Annotated in this window: 19 protein-coding genes; 9 read left to right on the top strand and 10 right to left on the bottom strand. The window is 46.7% G+C overall.

Going from position 1 to position 24,596, the window contains the following annotated elements; genetic code table 11:
* From FMS18_RS09520 to FMS18_RS09505, 5 genes are all read right to left on the bottom strand, one after another.
* Entirely contained in the window at nt 1-1,125 is a 1,125-nt protein-coding gene (locus FMS18_RS09520) for a radical SAM protein (RefSeq protein WP_163293844.1), read from the bottom strand.
* 44 nt (nt 1,126-1,169) lie between these two features.
* Nucleotides 1,170-2,093: a tyrosine-type recombinase/integrase gene (locus FMS18_RS09515; protein ID WP_163293842.1), complete on the bottom strand. Its 924-nt coding sequence runs from the start codon at nt 2,091-2,093 to the stop codon at nt 1,170-1,172.
* Between the two features lie 205 nt (nt 2,094-2,298).
* Complete coding sequence (locus FMS18_RS09510) at nt 2,299-3,609, bottom strand: BamA/TamA family outer membrane protein (RefSeq protein ID WP_163293840.1); 1,311 nt, start codon at nt 3,607-3,609, stop codon at nt 2,299-2,301.
* Nucleotides 3,610-3,715: 106 nt separating this feature from the next.
* Complete coding sequence (locus FMS18_RS20465) at nt 3,716-3,874, bottom strand: hypothetical protein (RefSeq protein WP_203544586.1); 159 nt, start codon at nt 3,872-3,874, stop codon at nt 3,716-3,718.
* A gap of 38 nt (nt 3,875-3,912) precedes the next feature.
* A complete protein-coding gene (locus tag FMS18_RS09505) occupies nt 3,913-5,106 on the bottom strand; it encodes a hypothetical protein (protein ID WP_163293838.1) in 1,194 nt (397 codons plus the stop codon).
* 242 nt (nt 5,107-5,348) lie between these two features.
* On the opposite strand from FMS18_RS09505, the gene FMS18_RS09500 reads away from it, so the two are divergent.
* Nucleotides 5,349-6,137: an EF-hand domain-containing protein gene (locus FMS18_RS09500; RefSeq protein WP_163293836.1), complete on the top strand. Its 789-nt coding sequence runs from the start codon at nt 5,349-5,351 to the stop codon at nt 6,135-6,137.
* A gap of 173 nt (nt 6,138-6,310) precedes the next feature.
* Here FMS18_RS09500 and FMS18_RS09495 read toward each other — a convergent pair whose 3' ends face one another.
* Nucleotides 6,311-7,465 (bottom strand): iron-containing alcohol dehydrogenase, encoded by a 1,155-nt coding sequence (locus tag FMS18_RS09495; RefSeq protein WP_163293834.1) that lies wholly within the window; start codon nt 7,463-7,465, stop codon nt 6,311-6,313.
* A 320-nt stretch (nt 7,466-7,785) separates the two neighbouring features.
* Between FMS18_RS09495 and FMS18_RS09490 the strand changes: the two genes are divergently transcribed.
* Nucleotides 7,786-7,944: a hypothetical protein gene (locus FMS18_RS09490; RefSeq protein WP_163293832.1), complete on the top strand. Its 159-nt coding sequence runs from the start codon at nt 7,786-7,788 to the stop codon at nt 7,942-7,944.
* 188 nt (nt 7,945-8,132) lie between these two features.
* Here the strand turns inward: FMS18_RS09490 and FMS18_RS09485 are convergent, their stop codons facing one another.
* Nucleotides 8,133-8,444 (bottom strand): TIGR03905 family TSCPD domain-containing protein, encoded by a 312-nt coding sequence (locus FMS18_RS09485; protein WP_239061001.1) that lies wholly within the window; start codon nt 8,442-8,444, stop codon nt 8,133-8,135.
* 241 nt (nt 8,445-8,685) lie between these two features.
* Between FMS18_RS09485 and FMS18_RS09480 the strand changes: the two genes are divergently transcribed.
* Nucleotides 8,686-10,035, top strand: coding sequence for a radical SAM/SPASM family putative metalloenzyme maturase (locus tag FMS18_RS09480; RefSeq protein WP_163293830.1), 1,350 nt, complete (start codon nt 8,686-8,688; stop codon nt 10,033-10,035).
* Nucleotides 10,036-10,094: 59 nt separating this feature from the next.
* On the opposite strand, the gene FMS18_RS09475 is transcribed toward FMS18_RS09480, so the two are convergent.
* Nucleotides 10,095-10,892, bottom strand: coding sequence for a DeoR family transcriptional regulator (locus tag FMS18_RS09475; protein WP_203544599.1), 798 nt, complete (start codon nt 10,890-10,892; stop codon nt 10,095-10,097).
* Between the two features lie 614 nt (nt 10,893-11,506).
* On the opposite strand from FMS18_RS09475, the gene FMS18_RS09470 reads away from it, so the two are divergent.
* The 3 genes from FMS18_RS09470 to glpK all read left to right on the top strand — a co-directional run bounded on the left by FMS18_RS09470 (nt 11,507) and on the right by glpK (nt 16,009).
* Nucleotides 11,507-13,069: a glycerol-3-phosphate dehydrogenase/oxidase gene (locus FMS18_RS09470; protein ID WP_163293828.1), complete on the top strand. Its 1,563-nt coding sequence runs from the start codon at nt 11,507-11,509 to the stop codon at nt 13,067-13,069.
* Nucleotides 13,070-13,728: 659 nt separating this feature from the next.
* Nucleotides 13,729-14,436 carry an MIP/aquaporin family protein gene (locus FMS18_RS09465; protein ID WP_163293826.1) on the top strand — a complete coding sequence of 236 codons (708 nt, stop codon included), beginning with the start codon at nt 13,729-13,731 and terminating at the stop codon, nt 14,434-14,436.
* Nucleotides 14,437-14,521: 85 nt separating this feature from the next.
* Nucleotides 14,522-16,009, top strand: coding sequence for a glycerol kinase GlpK (gene glpK, locus FMS18_RS09460; protein ID WP_163293824.1), 1,488 nt, complete (start codon nt 14,522-14,524; stop codon nt 16,007-16,009).
* Nucleotides 16,010-16,100: 91 nt separating this feature from the next.
* Here the strand turns inward: glpK and FMS18_RS09455 are convergent, their stop codons facing one another.
* Together FMS18_RS09455 and FMS18_RS09450 are read right to left on the bottom strand one after the other, a co-directional pair.
* The gene (locus FMS18_RS09455) at nt 16,101-17,993 is read right to left on the bottom strand and encodes an ATP-binding protein (RefSeq protein ID WP_163293822.1); all 1,893 of its coding nucleotides are present in this window, start codon (nt 17,991-17,993) and stop codon (nt 16,101-16,103) included.
* 132 nt (nt 17,994-18,125) lie between these two features.
* Nucleotides 18,126-19,796 (bottom strand): DUF389 domain-containing protein, encoded by a 1,671-nt coding sequence (locus FMS18_RS09450; protein WP_163293820.1) that lies wholly within the window; start codon nt 19,794-19,796, stop codon nt 18,126-18,128.
* Between the two features lie 137 nt (nt 19,797-19,933).
* Here FMS18_RS09450 and FMS18_RS09445 point away from each other — a divergent pair, with 137 nt between their 5' ends.
* The 3 genes from FMS18_RS09445 (at nt 19,934) to FMS18_RS09435 (ending at nt 24,273) form a co-directional block, all read left to right on the top strand.
* Nucleotides 19,934-20,788: a hypothetical protein gene (locus FMS18_RS09445; RefSeq protein WP_163293818.1), complete on the top strand. Its 855-nt coding sequence runs from the start codon at nt 19,934-19,936 to the stop codon at nt 20,786-20,788.
* A 153-nt stretch (nt 20,789-20,941) separates the two neighbouring features.
* On the top strand, nt 20,942-22,090 hold the full coding sequence (locus FMS18_RS09440; protein ID WP_163293816.1) for an ABC transporter substrate-binding protein: 1,149 nt from the start codon (nt 20,942-20,944) through the stop codon (nt 22,088-22,090).
* Between the two features lie 68 nt (nt 22,091-22,158).
* Entirely contained in the window at nt 22,159-24,273 is a 2,115-nt protein-coding gene (locus FMS18_RS09435; protein WP_163293814.1) for a PAS domain-containing sensor histidine kinase, read from the top strand.
* Nucleotides 24,274-24,596: the final 323 nt, after the last annotated feature.

Genomic DNA, 24,596 nt, shown 5'->3' with positions numbered 1-24,596 from the left:
TTAGTAGTATTTATATAAAGAGTTAACGGGAACAGTAATTGTGTTGTTTTGGCATGCTTTGCAAGTGGGACCGAGAGTCATTTCGTTCTTTTCGCAAATTTTTTGACATTCTTTCCAAACTTCAAATAGTGTCGCTGCCTCTGGCTCTACATAATTTTTCATTTCTGTATTTTTGAGCAGCCGCAAGGGAGACAGGATTGGCATTACTTTCATCTTACTTAAATAATCCACAGCCGCGTATGTGTTCTCGACAGGCTCAACACCAACGATTAAAAGGCTTCGAACCTCTCCTGATGAACCAAACAAAGAGACAGCCTGACGCAATGACTGAATATATTCTTCTCGTGTAAATTTCCCCTTGCCTGGCATTACCTCTTTAGCAATATTTCTATCCCATAACTCGATATTCATGCCGATCTCTGAGACTCCACATTCTTTTACTTCTTCCAAACGTGCTTCGGAAACGGGAGGAGTCATATAATATATTGGTCGATTCGTGTGGGCTGAAATTTCTTTAATGAAGGATATTAGTTTGCTCCACATTTCATCAAATGCACATCCGCCTGTCAGCAGTATATGCTTAAAATTGATTAATTCATTCGCTTCGCAGTAATCTATAAGCTGTTTTACATCTTGGATTGAATTGAATGAAATGCTGTTTGCTTTTCCTATCTCACAAAATCTACATCCTTCATCCAACATGGCAAATTTACATCCTTTAACGATCGATATACCGAGTCTATCAGTATAAATTTTACCATATTTACTGAGAATTATACCTTTTTCATTTTTGGGAAATTGAGGGGAACTTATAAATTCCACCGGATATAATTCTATCCCGTGATGTGACAAATATAACGTAGAATTAATCGCAGTTAACTTGTAGCCGCTTTCATGAGTGTACTTTTCTAGTATTGGGGCACTCACATGAATATTATATGGAAGAATTAAGTCTATTCCCCCAGCAATACCTTTTGAAAATGCGAATTCAAGAGTACTTCTCTCTACTATTTTCGTTGCCTCTTCAGTTATTTTCAGACCCTTCGTCAGAAGATAAAACTTGTCTTTTGCAATTTCATCCGGTGAGAATTTTAATTCAGAGCCTTTTCTTCCTTCTCTCGACATCAATAATTCCTAGTTATCGATACCTCCCAACAAACTCTCCTCCATCAATTAATATCCTTACGTGGATGGCGCATGCTCAGGATTTCCCTTTGTGATGAGAGGCTTACGTGGGTGTAGATTTCCGTGACTGAAAGTGAGCTGTGGCCGAGCAGGGTCTGGATGTTTCTTATGTCTACTCCGTTTTCCAGGAGCATGGTGGCTATGGTGTGGCGGAACATATGCGGGGTTACATGTTCCGGGATTCCGCATATGGCGCAGTATTTGCGGATTATGCGCCGTACGGACTGGTCGGAGATGGGGCGGTTGTCTCTGTTCAGGAAGAATGATGAATCCGGCACGAAATTGTCGCGGTAGAGTTCTTCATATTCTTTAAGGATCAGCAGTGCGCTGTTTGCGCATATGGGCACGACTCTTTCTTTTTTACCTTTTCCGGTAATTTTAATCTGCTCATTAATCAGATCCATGGCGGAAACAGTAATCTGGCAGAGTTCGGACACCCTGACTCCGGTCATGAACAGGGTTTCTATGATTGCGATGTCACGGGTCGCTTCTCTGTAACCTCTGCTGTTATGATTGTATTTTGAACGTTCAATATAGGTGTATTTGAGAAGGGTTTTTATTGATGACTTTGAAATTGTTTTTGGTAATGTCTTAGAGCGGTCAATTTTGAGATGAATTTTCCTAAATGGCGATGTTTCGATAATGTCATCTCGTTCCATAAAATTGAAAAATGATTTAAGAGTAGCTACTTTTCGTTTTATACTTTTAGGCTTATACTTTCCGGAAATATATTTAATGTACTCTCTAAGCGTAAATTTATTTATCTCATGAATGGTATAAATATTGTCCGGTATGAAATTTGTAAATTGTGCAAGGTCTTTTTTGTATGCTTTGAGTGTCAATTCGGAGAGATTGCGTTCTATCACACAGTGAGTAAGAAAGGTGTGGATTGATTTATCTAATTTCATTGCAGATTCCTTTATAGCTTTAGAGTGTAAATCCAAAGGAAATCTGCATACTACGCGCTGTAAAAAAGTCACTACATTTTAAACATGTATAGAGTCTTGGAGTTTGAATTACAGGCAATAGATGTGAATATGTGAGGTTTTGCAGTATTAATGCGCTGTGCTTGTTATAGAAGGATGTAATTTTGCTGTTTTGCCGAATTGACAGCTAAAACGATTGTGAAACTCCGACCCGGATGTGCCATGATTCTTTGGAAAAAGCCCAGTCCATGCGTCCGAGGTATTTGTTTACAAAGGCGGCAAGTCCGAAGCCGGCATCGTATTTCATGTCCGTGTGCAGTTCGCTGATGGACCACTGCGGGGCGACTCTCCCCATTTCGCCGAAGAGGATGAATTGCAGCCAGTCTACTTTGACGATTTTTAGATCTTTTAAAGGATTCCATTTGGGAATGTAGCGATATTCTGCACTGTAGTAGATGGCGGCCTTGTCCCAGAAGCGGTTGTCGTCGAATCCGCGCATGCGGTAACGTCCGCCAAGGCTGGCTCCTTCCCATGGTGGCGGTTTATGGTCCGAGGCCACTGCACTGGTCCAAAAGCCCAAAGCGATTACCCTTTGCCGGGCCATGTCGCTTTCGCCCAGTGAAAAGAATTTTCCGTATTCAAACTCGAGGGAGGTCCATGCGTCCGCGTGGGTCAGCGCGTCAAAACTCTGCGAAATCTGCAATCTTTGTTTGCTGCCGCTGGACGGGGTCAAGGGAAAGTCGGTGTTGTCGTAGCGGATTCCAAGCCGTGCTCCGATTCCCTTGTAGTGATGTTTGCCGCGTCCATCACCGTCATCAACGTCCTGATGGCGGTAGAAGGGGGTAAATTCAAGATAGGTCAGCCCATTCTCATAGGGGTTCCAGCCTTCATTCCAAGCTGAGCTGGCGGTTTCAACGGGTAGTCCGTCTTTTAGATTGTAAGTGATGATCGGATTTTTTTCAGCTTGTCCCCATGGCAATACGTACTTGAAGGTGGCCTCGAACATGTTGTCTATGCCTCGGCCCCTGTAGCGGTCGCTCTTTTTGGAATCATTAGAGCCGCCGCGGGGATCTTCAATCGGGGCATCATAGACCCAGAGGTCGGGGTAGGTGCCGTCAAGGGTGACAAAGTCGAGGAAAAGCCTGTTCGTAAAGGGCATGCGGGCATTGTTGATAGTGGCGATGCCTGAAAGTGCTTCCTTGCCTGATGCATAGGCGGTTCCGGAGATGCTCATCTGTCCGTCCTGAAATCCGCTCATGCCCGCAGCAATACCGCCCGCAAGGCCGATCTGGTCCGAACGGAAAGCGTAAGGCATGATCAATGATCGCTTTTCTTTTTCCTTTTTCTTCTCTTCCGGTTCATCCACATCATTCAATAAGGCCGGCCCAAAGGTTGGTTTCTGGGCTGTGGCAGGGCTTGCAAATACGAGTATGCTGATAAGTATTGCCCAGAGCAGTAGGGTAGCCGGATTGGTGTAGATTTTTTGAAAGTGTTGCATGCCTTTTATTCCTTAAATGCTTATTTACAATAATAACTCCTTTTTTAAAAACAAAAACGGCGGAGCCTGTGCTCCGCCATTATATATTTAAGTAAGGAATATTTTGTTACGCAGATGGTCCCTGCGGCGGCAGGTTTTTTCCGCACTGGCTGCATTTTACGGCCTTATCCTTATCTTTGAGTCGGATGATGTTGACTTTGCCGCATTGCGAACATTTACGCTTGCGGTTTAAGGCCGCCAGAAGACTTGAGTATATGCCCCACATGTTGTTCCTGCATTATTGCCGGTTAAAGGTGTCCCTGATTAATGCCATTCGCACCTCCAGCCCGCGTAGCCGCCCTCAGAGAAAAGGCGAATTTTATAAATACCGGGGCTGACAGTGATGTGCTCGGACATGCCGACAACTCTTTCTTCCACTACTTGTCCGTCCTTGGTCAAGATTTTTACGCGATAACGTTGCTGGCCCTTTTTATAAGGATCAGTGAAACGAAGGGTTGTGCCGGAAACTGTGCTCAGTTCCCATTCTCCCCGGTGGTCCGAAGTCCCGGCCTTAAGGCTTCCGTGGGCCAGCCGCCAGTCAGCGGCCAGATTTCCTCTTATCTTTCGGGCGTAGTTCATTTTCGGCCTTGGCTGCTGGGGAGTTTCAACCTGTTGTATTTGGGGAGATGACGGTTGTGCCGGACCTGAAATTCTTGTCCCCCAGACCCGGTTTCCGATCTGATTCTGGCCGTCGACCCTGCTGCCGTCGGCTGAGATGGTCAGGTTGTCTATCCATTTTCCGTTGCTCCAGATAACTTTGACCTTTCCCTGCGCCGGATTAACGCATTCCCAATGGTTGCCGTTTCCGGGCATACGTCCATCTGCGTAAAATTCTGCCTGTGATCCGGTGAACCATCTCCATTTTCCTACCATTTTTTCACATGCGTTGGTTTTGCCATATGGCGTCCCTGACGATGATCCATAGGGAGTGCCGGTGCCCGCAGTGTGGGGCGGGCTGAAGCGCAGACTGTTGATGCTTTGCCGGACAAGGTTCTGGTATTGGGATGCAAATGATTCTGCAAAGACCCCGATAGCCACAATAGCCCCGCCGTTAGCGTAGGTAAAAATGGCGTAGGCGTGCAGTCTGTTGCCGTTGTAGTGTGAGCTGTATTCCCGGTAGATGGCCGCGTGGTTGTCCTGCATAATATTCCGGCTGGCGATCCTGTTTTGGAAATATGCGCCGCCCCGTTGAAGGATTCCCTGCTCCATACCATCGGCAATGGCTTGCAGGCCGGGGTTGTTGCCCGCTGCTGCGTATACTTCAATGAAAGCGTTGCGGTCCGGGGAGATAACCTGTTTTTTCAGGTCTGCGGATAACCCTTGAGTGTTGTGTGTCCAGCCGGTGGGTGTCTGTATCCAGAAATCGTAGTCATCGTATGCCGCAGCGGACAGTGCGCTGGAAATTACAAATATAGCTGTCAGCAAAATAAACAAAACGGAGCGTTTGTGGGGATGCATGTTTTACCTCCGGTTGAAAAGTGGATTTTAGACCTTAGCAGATCATAACATATGGTCGTGGAGAGAGGGAGATTAATGTGCAGATGGTACCAATTGGATAACGGCTGGTTATTGCTTAAATAAAAATAAATGTAAGATTAATATTTCTTAATACATTCCGGTTTCATTGTTGCTTCATTCCCGGTCAGACAGAGGAACAGGCAAATATTGCCTCTCGTAAATAATTGATCAGGAGGACAACCATGAGTGTTTCCGGCATAGGTGATTCGTCGGTCAGCAGTCTGTTTTCAAGTCAGATGCAGCAGATGAATCAAATGAAGCGTCCTGAAGATTTTGATTCCACGGAAGATTTTGTCGATTCCGTGCTTAGTGATCAGGATAGCGATGGTGATGGGCTGCTGAGCGCGTCTGAATCCAAGTTCAGTGAAGATCATTTTAATATGATCGATTCTGATGGCGATGGTTCTCTTTCGCAGGAAGAGCTTCTTGCTGATGTGGAAAAGATGCAGCAGATGAAGGCTTCCATGGGTAGTATGTCCATTGCCATGGGCGGCGGCAGCGGTCAGAATCTTATTGATTCCCTGATGGAAGAGCTGGACAGTGACGGCGACAGCGCTATCAGTCAGAAAGAATCAGGGCTTGAAGACGAGCTTTTCAGTATTCTTGATTCTGACGGTGACGGCAGTCTTTCCAGTGAGGAAATTGCGGAGAATATGCGTCCGCCTGAAGGTATGGGTAATGCTGTTTCCGGCAGTTCGGAAAGCTCTTCCAGTGAAGAGGCGGAGGAAGAGTATGATGAATATGATTACAATCAGGACGGCGTAGTAACCCTTGATGAATTGCAGCAGGCTTTTGCCAGCGGCGATACTTCCCTCGAGGACATCGTCGGTCGCCGGGGTGATATGAATCAGCAGCAGTCCGGTGAAGAAGGACAGTCCGGGCAGTCCGTCCTGCAACGCATGGCCATGCGTGCTTATTCTGAGCAGACAGCAAATGCTTCCGCCGGCAGCCTGCTCGGTTCCAGCGTGTAATTCAGCATCATGATGGCTGTGAAAGGATTCACGGTCCGGCGTATTAATTCAACACAAGGAAATATGTCGTGAACATGGATGTAGAAAAAGGCTTACCCTAAGTCGGGTGAGCCTTTTCTGTTTTGTTTAGTTGCTCTATTTTAATGAATGGATATCGCTTCCGATTGTATTTTTTAAAGAGCCTTATTTAAAATTTCCAACAGTTCTGCTTCAGTCAATTCAATGGGATTTCCCTTCATGCTGCTGGCCCGTGCGGCTTTGGCGGCTAGGGATTTAAAATCTTTTTTCTGTACTCCGATTTCTCTTAGTCCGGGGATTTTCATTTTTGAGCAGATATTTTTTACCCATTCAATACCGTCCACTGCTTGGGCTGCGTCGCTTGCTGTCAGGATTTGCGCAATTTCCTCATAAGCGGTGAGTGCCGGGTTTTGCGGATCACGCTCCTTAAGGGCGCGGATATTTATTTCCATTACATAAGGTAACAGTGCTGCGCAGACCGCTCCGTGCGGGGCCTTGAATTCTCCTCCCAGCGGGGCGGCGAATCCGTGCACAGCTCCCAGTCCTGCATTGGCGAGGGTGATGCCCGAAAAGAGGCTCGCTAAGGCCATGCCTGTGCGGGCTTCTATGTCCTGCCCGTCTTTGTAGGCTTTGAGCATGGAATTTGCGCCATGTTTTAGGCCTTCGCGACAGAGGCTGTCGGTAATGGGCGAGGCGAATTTTGAAACAAACGACTCCATAAGCTGGGTCAGGGCGTCCAATCCGGTGGCGGCAGTTACTGCCGGAGGGGCGGAGATGGTCAGTAGCGGATCGACCACGGCAATATCCGGGATCATATCTGTCGAGCGCAGGCTGACTTTGACCTTGTGCTCGGCGCAGAGCAGGACCGCGTTGCTGGTCACTTCCGAACCTGTGCCGGATGTGGTTGGGGCTGCTATGAGCGGCAGGGGGGTGTTGTCCAGTGGCATGCCTTTGCCGACAACTTCCAGATAATCGAGCACATCCCGTGTGTTGGGAATAAGTGCTGCAACGGCTTTGCCTGCGTCCAGTACACTTCCTCCGCCCATGGCAATAACAACATCGCAGCCCATGGTGCGAGCTTTGGTTGCATGTTCGGCAATCAGTTCCGTGTCCGGCTCTCCTGAGATGGATATTATATGCAGGGCCAAGCCTTTTTCCTGCAATTCCTCAATGAGCCATTGAATCCGTTGCGGGGATTTTCCAGTGACAAGGCAGATATTACTACCCATGTTTGCTGCATGTTCGGGAATGGTGCGGGCGGTTTGCGGGCCGAAGACGATTTTGGGTGCGGTGGAAAATTGAAAGTTCATGGGGCGAGGATATCTTAGAGCCTTTGTTCCGGCAATTTGTTTGTTGGGCTGTGATTCATCCAATGTGCTGATTACCTTCCGGGATAATTTTAGTAAATTGCGGGACGCGCAGATCTGGCTGTTTTTTTTATGAATCGACCTTTCTCGACGTGTCCGGGGCCGCTCCGAAAGGTGGCACTTTTCGTTGTATTGTTAAGATATATTAATAGTGTGAATTTATAGATCGTATTTTTTACTTTTTGTTAGCTGGGCTTAATTGAACCAAGCTCCTCCCCGTTTTATGGTCGAAGCTGATTTATATCTCAGTCTTGGAGTTAAATATGTTTTTCAGAGCTTTTCTTGCTTTTTTTGCTGTTTCCTGTCTGGTCGGGATGCTGTTTTTGAATATTGGATGCTCCGCTATTGCTTACTCTGATTTTGAACCGGAGAATCCATACGGGGATCTGCCCAAGTCTTCTATTCCCGAGGTTATGGGATAAAGTCATTTTTCCTGTAAACATTCCTGATAGCGGGGTTACCTTGCCGTATTTCGGCCTGACACAAGGATGTAATTCAAACGGGATCTTGTCGTAATCTCTTTTCAAAAATATCACGCAATACGCATATAAAAAAACGGGGGTTGCCGATAATCGGCAACCCCCGTTTTTACGTGACAATGAAAATCGTCTTAGCTTTCCATGTACTCATGCAGGGCCTTGCAGAGCTGGTCCGCACAGGAAGTGGATTTTTTGCCGCAGGTGATTCCTTCGAGAGTTTCGATGATCTTGGGGAGTTCCATTCCTTCTACAAGGGCGGAGATGGCTTTGAGGTTGCCGTCGCAGCCGCCGGTGAAGTTTACAAAGGTCAGCTTGTCGCCTTCCACTTTAAAGCGGATCAGTTTAGCACAGACGCCTTTGGGGGTGAAAACATGGGTGTCCGCGGGTGCCTCAACTCCGCCTAGGGGAGAGAGCATGGTCGGTTGAAGGGAGATGTTTTCCATTTCGTCCTCTGTATTTGATTAAAGTCATATCCGCTGCGGGATGCTGCGGGTAATAGTGAATTGATTGTGCTGAGAGTTTTTCACCATGAAAATGCAGTTCAGGTCAAGGCCGTTCTGGCCTGCTCCGGCAGGTTGCATTTTGACTTTTGGGACTTATTATGGAATTTCATTGTTTTGCTGTTTGGCAAAAAGAGAAAATTTATATTGCCGATAAGCGGATGGACAGAGAAGGAAGGTTTAAATGTTGAAAAAAGCGGGCAAAAGTCATGCTCAAAGGTTTCCCAAATCTTTTCAGGATTATCCTGCAAGGCTTCAGGTGGAAGTGACTACACGATGCAACATGAATTGTTCCATGTGCGTGAAATACGCGCCGGAAAGTGAAATTCATGACCGTGATCTGAGTCTTGATGATTTTAAACGGCTCGGTCCGGCGTTAAATCATTGTGAAAAGCTGGTTCTGAACGGAATCGGCGAACCGCTGCTGCATCCTGATCTGGCGGCAATGGCTTCCTTTGCCCGCGAGCGTATGCCGGAGCACGGCTCCATCGGTTTTCAGACCAATGGTTTGCTTTTTACAGAGCAGCGGGCGCGGGAACTGGTTGATGCCGGGGTGGATACCTTTTGTGTTTCGGTTGACTCACTTGACTCTTCAGACGCTAAAGGGGAGTTGCATGGGCAGTCCAGCACTGACAGGCTGGTCCGCACATTTTCATTTTTGAACGAAGCCGGGCGGAAAAGCGGGAAAAAGATAAAGCTTGGTGCGGAATTTGTGCTCATGGCCGATACATATAAGCAATTGCCGGAAGTCATCCGCTGGGCGGCCGGGCAGGGGGCGGAGTTCATACTTTGTTCCCATGTGCTGGCTTACCACCAGTCCATGCAGGATCAATCATTGTTCAACCCCAACAGTTCCGCGGCTGTTGAGCTGTTTGAAAAATGGAAGAAAACAGCCCGCGAAAGAGGGTACGACCTGCAACAATATTTCAGCTATGTCTGGAATCCGGGCCGGAGCATGAAGCGGGAGAAGTTGTTTGATCTTATCCGCGAAATGCGGGCAGATGCGGAAAAGCAGGATGTCTGGATAAACCTGCGCAGCCTTGCAGATTGGGACCGCAAGAGTCAGACAAAAGAATATCAGCAATTGCGGGATGTATGTGACCGTTCGCGCAAGCTTGCCGCTGAGTTGGGGGTGGATTTGCGTTTGCCTTCGCTTATGGCTGAAAATGAACTGCGTTGTTCATTTATGGAAGATGGTGCCGCGTTTATCACTTCAAAAGGTGAAGTTTCACCCTGTCAGTTTCTCTGGCACAGCTGCACCTGTTATCTGGACGGCAGCGAAAAACTGCTCCGGCAGAAGAAATTTGGAAATATTGCTGAGACTGGTTTGGGGGAGATTTGGAAAGGCGCACCCTATGCAGGATTTCGCACTGAAGTGCTTGAATACGAATATCCTTATTGTTCCAACTGTCCCATGGTTCCCTGTGATGATATTATCGGGCGGGACAATGAATTTGAATACGATTGTCTGGGAGTGGAAGTTCCCTGCGGACATTGCCCATGGGCCATGGGCGGGTTGCAATGTCTGATGTGATCACTGCTTTGGAAATGAACATTTAAATGAAAATGGCGGCCCGAATGAGCCGCCATTTTTTATTCTTCGTCTTCTTCGGAATCTCTTTCAGTTACGAATAGATCCACTTCCTTGCTTTTCATCAGGTCACAGAAGACCTGCGGCGGACGCTTGTCAGTGAATATCGCATCGATTTCACCGAGGTCGGCAATGCGGACCATGGCGTTGCGGTTGAATTTGGTGTGGTCTGTGACCAGAAAAATGTTGCGGGCATTGTTGATTATCTCGCGGGCCACGCGCACTTCATGGTAATCATAGTCGAGCAGGGTGCCGTCTTCATCAATACCGGAAACACCGATGATGCCGTAATCCACCTTGAACTGTTTGATGAATTCAACAGTGGCTTCCCCGGTAATCCCCTTGTCGCGCTGGCGGACCATACCTCCGGCTACGATAACTTCACAGTCGTTGTTGCTCATGGTCAGGGCAACATTGAGGTTGTTGGTGATAACCCGCAGGGACTTGTGGCTGGAAAGGGCCTTGGCCACTTCCTCGGTAGTTGTCCCAATATTTATAAACATGGAAGCGTGTTCAGGAATGTGCTTTGCGACCATCTCTGCAATGAGTCGCTTTTCCTGATGCAGGATGTTTCTGCGCGCACTGTAATCAACATTTTCAACACTGGAAGCCCTGCCTGCTCCGCCATGAAAGCGTTGCAGGAGGTTGTTCTTACAGAGTTTGTTGATGTCTCTTCTGATGGTCTGAGGGGTTACTTCAAAATGTTGTGCAAGGGACTCAATGGGGGTGAAGCCTCTTTCATTTACAATATTAAAGATTTCCCGCTGTCTTTTGGATAATGATTCAAGGTTCAGTTTCATGCCTTTCTGTCTTCGTTTTTGCCTTTCAGTCAAAACGGCCGCTCCTTCCTTTCGCCACCGAACAATTTTGTCTATATAATGAGAGGCTTCGGTATTTATGGTTGTTTTTCTACACAAAGGTATTCATTTCATGTAAAATGAAAATTGGTTGCTAATTTGTTCTCATTAGCAGCACTCGCGTCCACAAGCAAGGTAAACCCTTTCCTTATAAATAAGGTGAAAATGAAAAAGTGATCATTTTGGTTCATTTTAAACATAAAAATGAATAAATTGAAAGATTATAAAAGGTTTGCTCTGCAAATCACTATGTATTGATGATTGTTTTGATTCGCTGATCGAAAATGTATTTTCGAACGTAAGGTCTGGGTTTTATTTTCTTTTTATGTAAAAGTCTTTCAAAATGAAAATAAATTCTTGTCATATTGTTTTCAATATGTCACATTTTGTTCAAAAGCGAAACGGAAAGAGGCGATTTAGAAATTTTCAGCGTTTCGCTCTGAAATATGATGCGTGGGAGGAACCCGGTCCCGGTGGTGTTGTACAAGGGTACGGGTTCATATGTTCGTTACAATTTTTATCCGGCGTTCGCGGTCGGTTTATAAAGTGGGTGTTGCATGAAACGTTCAGATTATATCCAGCAGATGGAAGACAGCTCAAAAGTCTGGGACTTCATTATTATAGGTGGTGGTGCTACCGGGCTTGGTTCCGGTCTTGATGCTGCTGCCCGCGGTTATTCAGTTCTTCTTTTGGAGCAGGGTGATTTTGCCGAGGCTACTTCCAGCCGTAGTACCAAGATGGTTCATGGTGGCGTAAGATATCTTGCTCAGGGTAATATTTCTCTGGTTATGGAAGCTTTGTACGAGCGTGGAATTCTCAAGCAGAACGCTCCGCACATGTGCTACAACCAGAAGTTCATCGTTCCCGACTATAAATGGTTCGGAATTCCCTACTACGGTATCGGTCTGAAATGCTATGACATGCTGGCCAGAAAATACAGTTTCGGTCCTTCCCAGATTTACTCCAAGAAATCTGTGATGAAGGAAGTTCCCGGTGTTCTCGCCAAGAAACTTAAAGGCGGCGTAACCTACCATGACGGTCAGTTTGACGATGCCCGTCTGGCTCTGACTCTTGCCCGCACAATGGCTGACATGGGCGGTAGCCCCATGAACCACACCAAAGTGACCGGGCTTGTCAAAAGTTCCACCGGTTATGTCTGCGGTGTTCAGGCTGAAGATAAACTTTCCGGCAAGAGCTACGAACTGAAAGCAAAGGCTGTTATCAATGCCACCGGTATTTTCACCGATGACATCATGAATATGGATAACGGCGAACACAAGAATCTCATCGCTCCCAGTCAGGGTATTCACATTGTTATCGACCGCGAATTCCTTGGCGGCGATACCGGTATTATGGTTCCCAAGACTGATGACGGCCGCGTAATTTTCTTCGTGCCCTGGCATGGCAAGGTTGTTGTCGGTACTACTGACACCGCCCTTGATTCCGTATGTATGGAGCCTAAGCCTCTGGAAGAAGAGATCAATTTCCTCGTTGAGCACTCTGCAAGGTATCTTTCCAAGCCGCCCACCCGTGCTGACGTACGCAGTGTTTTTACCGGTATCCGTCCTCTTATCGCGGCTGGTGATTCCGAATCCACTTCCGCACTTTCCAGAGACCATTACCTGACCGTGTCTCCCAACAAACTGCTGACAATTGCCGGTGGTAAGTGGACTACTTACAGGCACATGGCAGAAGACTGCATTGATAACGCAATCCAGATGGGAGGTATTCCTTTCCGTCCCTGCGTGACCAAGAACGTTAAGCTGCACGGTTACACCGAAGAATTCGACCACAACGATCACATGCATGTTTACGGTAGCGAAGCTGCTGAGATCAAAGCTCTTGCTGAAGAATATCCTGAGCTTGATACCCGTATGCACGAAAGACTCCCTTACTCCTGGCTTGAAGTTGTCTGGGCTGCCCGCAACGAATGGGCACAGACTGTCGGGGATGCTCTTTCCCGCAGAACCAGAGCACTGATCATTGACGCCAAGGCTGCCAATGAAGTTGCACCCAAAGCAGCTGAAATCATGGCCAAAGAGCTTGGTAAAGATGAAGCATGGATCAAAGAGCAGACTGAGCAGTTCCAGGAACTGGCTAAGAACTACATTGTAGACTAACATATAATATAGCGCGATTTATCCGGAGTGGTATTGATGTATCCCTACTGCATCAATACTCTCCCGGTCTATTGTGTGAACATACTTCGCACTGTTTTCAGTGCACCATATTCTCCAAAGAACGACGGGGGGCTTCCCTACTCCCGTCACCACTTCCCTTTGCCGTCGGTCGCCTGGGCCGACGGCTTCTTTTTTTTCATTTGATGCAAAAAAAATAGTGTGCCCATGTTGGAAATCGAGTATATTCGATTTCAATTTCTATACACGGATGTTCACTTGGCATGTATATACACCTATATGAAGCCTTCTGTGTTTACAGAGAGGTGTCATTTTCGTTTAAGGTAAATTGGGTGTGGATGGTGCTGTGTGTCATAAAAGCCATGCTGCATGCGGGCAGGGAGGGATTTGAAGAGAAAGAATATTTTTGAATTGAATGCTGCAACTGTTTAATATCAAACTATTTTTACTAAACCGAAAGCTTAAAGTGAAAATTTCTTTTCGATTTTGAACATTATGGGGTTGATTTTTTATTTGTTACAAAATAGTGTCTCCCCATAGGAAATGGAAAAGCGTGAGAATTAATCGAGCGCGAGGTGGTATTCGTTTCCGAAAAGAAACGAATTTTGTTTTTAACTGCTTTAAGAGATGTGGGAGTGATTATGAGTCCTTTCTTAGGCGAAGTAATTGGTACATTGATTCTTACCCTTTTCGGTTGCGGCGTAGTTGCCAACGTCCTTCTTGAAAAATCCAAAGGTCAAAACGGTGGTTGGATTGTCATCACCATGGGTTGGGGTTTCGCAGTTGCATTTGCAATCTACGTAGCCGGTAAATACTCCGGTGCACACATCAACCCTGCTGTAACCATCGGCCTTGCTGCTGGCGGATATTTCCCCTGGGCCAGCGTTCCTGTTTACATTGCCGGCCAGATGCTCGGCGCATTCCTCGGTGCTGTAATCTGCTACTTCACTTACAAATGCCACTGGGAACCCACTGCGGATGCAGGCCTGAAACTGGCTGTATTCTCCACTGGTCCCGCTATTCGCTGCACCGGCGAAAACTTCCTTTGCGAATTTATCGGTACCTTCTTTCTGGTATTCATCATCCTCGGTATCGGTGCCAACGAATTCACCCAGGGTCTTAACCCCCTCGTTGTAGGTTTCTTCATCATGGCTATCGGCCTTTCTCTTGGTGGCCCCACCGGCTACGCTATCAACCCTGCTCGTGACCTCGGTCCCCGTATTGCTCACGCCATCCTGCCGATTCCCGGCAAAGGCGACAGCGACTGGGGATACTCCTGGATTCCTGTTGTAGCACCTATTTGCGGTGGTGTTGCAGGTGCTCTGGCTTACAAAGCTCTCGTTGGCTAAGTATCACGATTGATAGATAGAAATTAAATGATAATACGGGGTGGAGGTTTGCTTCACCCCTAATTACCAAAAGGGGAAATTTAAAATGGAAAAGAAATACGTACTTTCAATTGACCAGGGTACCACCAGCTCTCGTGCTATCATTTTCGACAAAGCTGGCCAGATCGCAAAGGTTACCCAGAAAGAATTTACCCAGATTTTTCCTAATCCGGGTTGGGTTGAACACGACGCTATGGAAATCTGGTCTTCTGTCCAGTCCGTAGTTGCTGAAGCCCTCTCCGACATTTCTGCTGAAGAAATCGCAGCTATCGGTATCACCAACCAGCGTGAAACCACCGTTGTTTGGGACAAGAACACCGGTAAGCCCGTTTACAACGCAATCGTATGGCAGTCCCGCCAGACCATGGACATCTGCAACGACCTTAAAGCTAAAGGTCTTGATCCTGTTGTTCGTGAAAAAACCGGTCTGCTCATTGACGCATACTTCTCCGGTACCAAAGTTAAATGGATCCTCGACAACGTTGAAGGTGCTCGCGAAAAAGCTGAAGCCGGCGATCTCCTTTTCGGTACCATCGACACATGGCTGGTCTGGAAGCTTACCGGCGGCGCAGTTCACGTAACTGACTACACTAACGCTTCCCGTACTCTCATGTACAACATCCATGACCTCAAGTGGGACGAAGAAATTCTCGAAGCTCTCACCGTTCCCGCTTCCATGCTTCCCGAAGTTAAACCTTCTTCCGAAGTATACGGTAACACCCACAAAGATAAGTTCCAGGGCCTCGAAATCCCCATCTCCGGTATGGCCGGTGACCAGCAGGCAGCTCTGTTCGGTCAGGCATGCTTCGAAGAAGGTATGGCTAAGAACACTTACGGTACCGGTTGCTTCATGCTCATGAACACCGGTGAAAAAGCAGTTCCTTCCAAGAACGGCCTGCTGACCACTATCGCATGGGGTGTTGACGGTAAGGTCGAATACGCTCTTGAAGGTTCCATCTTCGTAGCAGGTTCCGCTGTTCAGTGGCTGCGCGACGGTATGAGAATGTTCCGTGACGCTAAAGAATCCGAACTCTACGCAACTCGCGTACAGAGCTCTGAAGGCGTATACATGGTTCCCGCATTCGTAGGTCTCGGTGCTCCTTACTGGAACTCCGATGTTCGCGGCGCGGTCTTCGGTCTGACTCGTGGTACCACCAAAGAACATTTTGTTCGTGCTACTCTTGAGTCCCTCTGCTACCAGACTAAAGACGTTCTCTCCGCTATGGAAGCTGACTCCGGTATCGAGCTGGCTAAACTCCGTGTTGACGGCGGCGCAGTAGCTAACGACCTGCTCCTCCAGATCCAGTCCGACTTCCTCGGCGTTCCTGTTGAGCGTCCCATGTGCATTGAAACCACCGCTCTCGGCGCAGCATACCTCGCTGGTCTGGCTGTTGGTTTCTGGGCAGACAAGAACGACATCAAAAAGAACTTCGGTGTTGACCGTGAGTTCGATCCTAAAATGGAAGAAGCAGAATCTGCAAAGCTGTACGAAGGCTGGCAGAAAGCTGTTGAAGCTACCATGGCTTTCAAATAGTAGAACATACGCAGCTTAAACCGCTGTATCTCACTGTATATAAGGGAGGTCCCGTTCACGGGGCCTCCCTGCTTTTTTATGGAGTTCCGGTCTATTTGAGAGGAAGCTTAATGGTGAAGCGGGTCCATTCACCCGGAACCGATTCAACTTCCATTACCCCATTATGCTGGTCGGCGATGATGAAATAAGAGACGGAAAGGCCGAGTCCGGTTCCTTTGCCTACAGCTTTACTGGTGTAGAAGGGGTCGAAGATCCTACTCTTGGGTTCAATGGTTATTCCCGAGCCGTTATCTTCTATTTCAATGACAACCATATCGTTTTCAATTTTTATACGGCAGATGAATTTTGGGCTGTCCTGCTCGTATTCTTTTTCAGTCATGGCTTCAGCACCGTTTTTGAGCAGATTCAGGAAAACCTGTTGTATTTCGGTACCGGCGCAAAAAACAGGTGGGATATCCGGGGCGTATTGACGGACGATATCTATTTTTCTGAAATCGTAGTGTTTCTTTAAATTATAGTCATTTGCTGCCAGCTCAATTGTGTTATCTAGGAGTTCGGGAAGATGATGATGCCTGCAATCGCTTTCGCTTTTGCGGCTGAAATTAAGCATATTGGAAACAATTTTAGCCGCACGTTTCCCGGATTCAAGAATTCCTTCCATCATTTTGGGAATCTGCCGTTTTTCAAGATATTGGTGTAGTTGTTCCAGTGAAATATCACACTCGGCAGCAACAGATTTATTTTTTTCCATATCGCTTAAAAGCCGTTTCTGCATATTCTGGGCATGCCCCATAATTCCGGCCAGAGGATTGTTGATCTCATGAGCCATGCCTGCTGCAAGTCCTCCCACAGACATCATTTTTTCAGATTGAATCATCATTTGTTCAAGATAGATCCGTTCTGTTACGTCATCAATGCGAATAACCGCGCCTTGAACGCCGTTGGCGATCAACGGATAAATGGTGATGTCGTCGTAGCGGGTTATGCCGCCGTTTATTCTGGTCTGCATGGAGTCGGTTGCAATGGACCGTTTCTTCATGGCTGCAAGGATCTTTTCCAATTCATCCTGCATTTTAGGCAAAGCTTCTGCCAATGGGCGACCTACAGCCTCCCGAGAACTGAGATTGCTGAATTTCTCGGCCTCCATGTTCCAATGGGTGACATTGCCGTCCGGGTCAACTCCAACAAGGATGGAAGGCATTGAATTGATGATGTTTGCCAGATAGTTCTTGGTTTTGCCCAGTTCTTCTTCAGCTTGGCTGCGTGCCTGTTCATACCGGCTGAGCATGAGGAAACCTCCGGTAATGAATATTATCCCAGCAATCCATATGGTTAGAAATGAGATGTTTGTTTTAATAATGAATGCATCCAGAGTCTGTTGATATCCTGACATGGGCACGGTCACGCTGATTCCACCCCTTATTTCTCCCTCTTTGTAGCCCTGTTGGGCATGGCATTTGAGGCAGGCCTTTTCAGTTATCAGCGGGCGCATAAAATGAAGAACGGTTTTTCCGTTTTCCATTGCAAGTTCATGAAATATTGAAGGGTTGGATGGGAATGATTTTAATACCTCTGCTTCCCATTCAGTGGGGATGTTGGCGGGGCGGATAGGATTAAGGCTGGTGATGTGTCCGTGGAGTCCTGCCTCTTTGTCCATCATGCCGTAGACCATGCGCATCATGTAGGCGGGGTTGATCATGGTCATCTTTTTGCCGCCGGTTGTTGTTACATCGCGATTAGGAACATAAAGGTGTTCATTGGGTGGGAGCTTGGTGGATATCTCAGCATAAAGGCCTCCCAGCCCGGCCACCCAGCGGCGATAGGTCAGGTCTTTTTCAAAGGCCACTTCAGCTTCTTTTAAGGCTGTCCTGTATATATTGTTTTTTTCAGCCTCAACTATTCTGTTGTGAAAGAAATATATGGACATGGTCCATATCACAGCCAGAAGGAGACCGAAAAGGAGTAGTTTATGATAATGTTTCAAACGTTTTTTCCACTGCTATATGTTTATTAATTATGAATCACCATAGCAAATAGAGTGGAAGGCAGCCAGATTATTTAAATATATTCCAAAGGTGTTGTTTCATCCTGATTGCAGTAGGTTGTGATAGATGTTTTATTTTACATCCAGCCGTTTTATCTGCTGCGTAGTACTGAAGAATTCTAGGGGTTTAATGCCTTCTCCTTCAACAATGCCTTCTGTTTTTGAATATACGTAAAGCTTGACCGGGGCTGAGAACTTAGCGGCGAGTTTTTTCTCTATTTTTTTGATTTCCTTGCTCTGTACAAGCCTTGCTCCGGTTACGTCAGCCATGATCTTCCAGCTCTTTTTTATCTGTTGGGCTTCAACATGGATGGGGAATATATTTCTGATCCCGCCGATCAATTTTGCTGTTTCCTTTTCAATTTTTTTGGCCTGCGGAGATTCTGTTCCTGAATAATGTATGCCGAAAAGATTTCTTCCATTACGGGTTATATCGTAACTTTTATAGTAACGAATGATCAGGGACAGGTTGTCCACTTCCGTATTTTTGCGCAACATGCCTTCAAGCTTTTCTACTGATTCCGGCATGGGGCGTTCGGGACCGCTGATCTCGATGATCAGGCCCGGTCCGCTCTTAAGCTTAGTGTAGTTTATTCCAGAAAGGGTATACCACGGGTATTCTGACATTACACTGCGCAGCAGAAGTTCCGCCTGTTCAAGGATAAGAGCACTTTTTTCCAGCTTGATGTGTTGTTTTTTAGCATGGGCGTTAAGCAGTTCGCTAGTTGATTGCGGTGATGATGAAATGCTTTGGGTTATGCTGGTGCGGACGATGATTTTTACCGGTTTGTGCAGGGTTTGGGCTGCGGTTTTTTCCATTTTTTGTATAGCATTGGCCTTAAGGGAAAAAGGTCCTTTCAGGGTAACAAAGCCGTTTACTGTTCCTTCGTTAATTTCATGGCTGATTTTTTCAATGGTGGTGTTTGGAATGGATGTAATGGCTTGGCTTGCCACCGTGCGCAGGCTGTTATCTATCTGGCGTGAAAGAGCCACTTCCACGAGGGATTTGGTCAAAAGAGCTGCTACAATTATCAGGCCTACAGTACTGATGGAGAAATGTTTTATCAGTCGCGGCAAGGGTTCATCTTCGGAGTGAGGGATAAAACCGGTGATAACGAACAGTGCGCTGGCAACGGAGAGGATGACCAGAAAGTTGGCAAAAAAGAGCAGAAAGGCTCCCCAACCGTCAGTATATTGCCCCAAGGCGATACAGAGTCCACTGGCGCAAAGGGGGGGGACAAGAGCCGTGGCAATGGCAATCCCCGGCATTACCGGGCTGACCCGTTCATCAATAAGGGCCACTGTTCCGGCGATTCCGGCAAAGGCTGCTACGCCTAGGTCCAGCAGGTTGGGCTTGGTACGGGAAATTATTTCATGGGTGAGTTCAAAAAAAATGGGCAGGCTGCCGATAAGCATGCCGCCGAGTATTCCGATGAAAATTCCGGCTGCTACCGAAAGGATGGAGTCCCGGATCAAATCAACTTCCCCACGCACTAATCCAAGGGAAAGCCCGAAAATAGGGGTCATCAACGGTGAAACAAGCATGGCCCCGATAACCACGGCAGGGCTGTCCGCAGTGAGGCCGATGGAGGCGATAAAAACAGCCACGCCCATGAGCAGGTAATACATTCCGCGTGGGATTGAATTGCGGGTGATTTCCGTGATCAGAAATTCACGGCGTACATCGCTGACAAATAGCAAGGGTGTTTTTACTTTGTTTTTCCGTCTGAATATCAACCCCATGCGTCCTCCGGTTGTCCCTTTTGAATATTGGATATAATATGGAAAATACGACTAAGATGAAGATGGGTCAACCGGGTTTAAAATTTATTGCTCTATGAAAGTTGATGTTATGAAGTTGTTTAATATTGGAGGATGATATGCGTTTAGGTCTGCTTTATTTAAAGTTTGCGGTTTTTGGCTTGCTGCTGGCAGGTGTCGCACAGGCGTCAAATCTTGATGAAATATACCTGAAGGCTGTGAACGATGCCCGGATGGTGGAGCATGGTGAGATTTCGCGTAAGTTGCTGGGTATCTCTTCACCGCAGGAAAGGAATAATCCGAAAATTTTATCGTGGAAAATAATTTCCGGGAAGCAGCATGTGCTGGTCTGCACTTGGGCTGGTAAGTATCTGCAAGGCAAGGGATGGCAGGTTGGCAAAGAGTATTCGTTGGCAAAAACTGACAACTTGTGGGTTACGGCTGTTCCGGAATTAAAAGATTTCTTTTTGCAGCGCGGATTCTGGCCGTCCAGTCATGACGGATTGGTTTTGCGTATTAAGCAATTGCTGGGACTTCCTGCAAGCGACCGCATGACTGTGCTGATTGAGTTCTGGGTAAGGCCTGCTGATCTTTTCCGGCCCAGCCCGGATTCAGACCCTTCTGATCATGAAGCGCAGCTGGACTATCCTTGGAAAAGGAGTCCATTTCAGAGTTTTGACCCAAGCATGAAAATTCATAGCTATGTGGACGCCGCGAATCCGGATGTTGTTTACAACTATAAGCAATGGTTTGAAAATCTTAACGCAACCATCTATTCCGATGATACTCCCTACCCTTGGACCCAGCTAGGCTACACTTATGATTGGGCTGACGACAAATTCAATAATAACCATGTGGGGCTTTCGGAATTTATAGTGCTTGGCGGCTCAAATATTATTATTGAAAAGATGGTAAATACAGAAGATCTGGGCGAGTATTTTGTGAAACCTCTTTCTGTTGAGAGTGTAAGATAGATTGTGATGTAAGGTATTTAAATGATAGTTTTTACCAAAGCCTGTTTCTGTTTTTCAGGGGGCAGGCTTTTTTCGTTAATCATTCTTGGCGTTCATTGCGGTTTGAGGTTATACTGCGGGTAAGGTCTAATGGCTTTAATGCAGGAGGAGTGAATGTCGGAAATGTGTTTCCCGTCCGCTAAAAAGGGCGTCTTGATGTTGTTGCTGTTACTTGTTTGCCTGCCTTTGGGTGCCTGTTCTGAGGAGCCTGTCCGTTTAGGTTTTTCCGGGACCCTTAAAGGAAAGTATTCCGATCTCGGCGTGCAGGGCCGTAACGGGGCCTTGTTGGCTGTTGAGGAAATTAATGCGGCTGGCGGTATTGATGGTCGCAGGATTGAATTTTTGGTACGTGATGACCATAACACCCCGGAAGGAGCTGTTAAGGCTGATAAAGAACTCGTTGCCGAAGGTGTTTCCGCTATTATCGGCCATATGACCAGCTCGCAATCCATTGTCGCTGTGCGGGAGATGAAAGATAGCGGGATTGTGTATATTGCTCCCACCACATCGACACCTTTGTTGCAGGGGAGAAAGGATAATTTTTTCAGGGTGATCCCGACTCTTACTGATTTGTCAAAGAGACTTGCAGAATATTCAGTGGATAAGCTAGGCAGAAGAAGGCTCGCAGTTGTATGGGATATGTCCAACAAGGCTTTTGCTGAATCTTATAAAAGTTTTTTTACTGAAACATTTGTGCAGAAAGGCGGAAAGCTCGTTGGTGAAGTCAGTATCGGAAGGCGGGAAGGTTCTCTGGATTGGCAGAAAATAGTAGATGAATTAAAGGGAATGAAGCCTGATGCCGTGATCGTGGTCACTGCTGCGCGTGATCTGGCCGGCTTTGCTCAGTTCTGCGCTTTAAACAAAGCTGATTGGGCAATAATGAGCAGCATGTGGGGATATACCAAGGAATTGATTCAGACGGGCGGCAAGAGCGTGGAAGGGATAATTTTTGTGGTTCATTTTGCCGAAGATGATCCAGAGGAAGGGTATGTTGATTTCAAAAACAGGTTTATTAAGCGTTTCGGATGGCCTCCCAATTTTGCAGCCGCCTTCGGCTATCAGGCAGTACTGGTTTTTGAGGAAGCGGTGAAAAGGAATGGCGGGAGCACTGAAGGATTGGCGCAAATTATTCCAGGCATTGCTTTTGAAGAGGGGTTGATAGGGCCGTTTGAAATTGATGAATTCGGTGATGTGGTCCGCAATGGGCATATTGTGACAGTCAAAGACGGTAATTTTGTAACTGTTTCAAAGGGAGAAAGATGAGCAGGGCTTCGGTTGTTGAGATTTTTCAGGGCAAGTTGGTCCAATGGATCCTTGTACCGGGGTTAATTATGACCGTCGTTCTGGTCTCTATTGTGGGCTTGAGCCAGATTTATACAATGGAGCGGGAAATTGTACAGCTTTCAAGGTCCCTGTCCCGAAATGTTGAGTTTTATATTGACGGTGCGGAGGATGTTCTGCGTTCTGTCGCCATAATGAGTGGAGACGGTAAGGTTGAGAGTCTTCGAACCTACTTTGAAGGACTTCATGATCGTTTTGGACAGTTTGAGCGTCTTTTGCTTCTGGATAAAAATGAAAATATTATTGCTGTCGCTCCCCGGGGGATCAAAGGGGTGGATTTTCCTATCCGCTTCAGCGATGAGGATAAGCTTAAACGGGTGTTAACCTCCCCTATAATCTCGGCTCATTCAGGTAAGCTTGTTGTATATATCAGTATACCTGTTCAGGGCGAGGGGAGACTGGTGGCTGAACTAAGCCTCGCTGCCCTGCAAAAATTTATTTATGGGTTTCTGTCATCCAATAGAATCATAATCCTCACTGATTCATATGGTAATCTGATAGTTCATCCTGACCGGGAACTGGTGAATATACAGGCAAACGTAGGGGCTCTGGGTATTTTTAATAAAAGCCTGAAACCTGGAGAAGGAAAATTTTATCGGTCTGAAGGAAGACTTTGTTTCGGGCGGGTAGTAAATATGCCTGGAATCGGCTGGAAACTTCTGGTCGGGTGTTCGGCCTATTCTCTTTTTCAACCTGCCATGGCACTCGGATTGTTGGTCAGTCTGTTGGTGGTGTTTTTTTTCTTGATTTTGTTGTTCGCGTTAAAAAAAGAATTTCGGGAAGGAGTGGTAACCCCTCTGGTCGGTTATGTCAGGAAATTATCAGCTGTGGCTGAGGGCAAGTATCCTACTTCCGGCTCACAGGAAAGTGAGTTTGCAGAACTTGCTGAGCTGGGCAGGGTGTTTGACTCCATGGCTGAGCAGGTTCGCGAGCGTGAACATGAGCTTAGGGTTTCTAAAAGATATTTTCAGAGTGTTATTGATTCCATGCCTTCCGCCCTTATCTGGGTGAACGAGGATATGGATGTCTGCCAGTGCAATAACCGCGCTTTGGAACTTTTCAATCTGGACTCAACAGAAATAGAACCTGAAAATGTGGAAGTCTTTTTTTCCGGGCGTAAGGATATTGTGAATGTAATTGCAGAAGCAAGAGAGTTTAGAGTTCCAAAAATTCTTGAGCGGACAAATGTCAGGGATAATTCAGTAGAGATATTTGATGTCACTGCTTTTCCTTTGCGCGGTTTTGAGATCAAGGGCGTAGTGGTCAGGATTGACGATGTAACTTCCCGGGTGCGTATGGAAGAGATTATGGTCGAGACTGAGAAAATGATGTCTGTTGGCGGTCTTGCCGCAGGGATGGCCCATGAGATTAACAATCCTCTTGGCGGGATTATGCAGGGTGCTCAGAATCTTGAGCGTAAGTTTTCCCCGGAAATAAAAGCCAATGTCACTGCCGCTGATGAGGCGGGATGCTCGCTTGAAGCCATGCAGAAATATCTCGAGTCCCGCAAGGTCAGCGGCATAATTGAGGGTATCAGGAATTCCGGAATGCGTGCTGCCAGAATCGTTTCCAATATGCTGGAATTCAGCAAGCCCGGAAAGGATGTGGTAACAACTGTCAATATTCATGATTTAATTGAAGATTCGCTTGAATTGTCTGCCAAGGATTACGATCTGAAACGTAAATATGATTTCATGCACATCAATATTGTGCGTGAGTTTTCAGCAGATGTGCCTAAAATAATATGTTCGCCCACAGAGATTGAGCAGGTTTTTTTTAATCTGTTCAAGAATGCAGCGCAGGCTATGAGTGAGCACGGTATTCCTAACGGAAATCCTCATATTTATATCCGCACACGCAGTAAGGGTGAGGCGGTCGTTATTGAGATTGAGGATAACGGTCCCGGTATGAGAACCGAAGTGCGTAAAAGGATTTTTGAGCCTTTCTTCACCACTAAGGATGTGGGAGTGGGGACCGGGTTGGGACTTTCTGTCTCATATTTTATAATTACCCAGAATCATGGCGGAACATTTACCGTAAGCTCTGCTCCGGGGCGTGGGGCGCGGTTTACCATTACCCTGCCCGTGCAAAAAGGCAGGTCGTGATTTGTTTTTAAAGTGGAGTTAACTTTATTAAAATATATGTGTTTTGCATTGTTGCAGACCCCTGAAATAGATTTGAAAGTGACCATAAGTATCGGCTCGCGGAATTGGAAGATGTAGCCAAAGTCCATTCTCTGCTTAAGAATGCTGACTCCGCCTTGTCTCAGGCCAAAAACAGGGGACGGAATCAGGTTTTCCGGTATGGAGCATAGCCTGTTTGCTACCCTTATTGCCTCTGCCTTCTTTGCGGGATTTGATCAGCATGTCCGGGAGGGGCATGGGTAGTTCTGGTTTACACCCGTGAAAATGAGGTAACTTTATCACCT

It is taken from the genome of Desulfovibrio sp. JC022, from assembly GCF_010470665.1.
Taxonomy (GTDB): Bacteria; Desulfobacterota; Desulfovibrionia; order Desulfovibrionales; family Desulfovibrionaceae; genus Maridesulfovibrio.
Note: the sequence above shows the minus strand (reverse complement) of the source record. Positions and strands in the feature narration are given on the sequence as shown.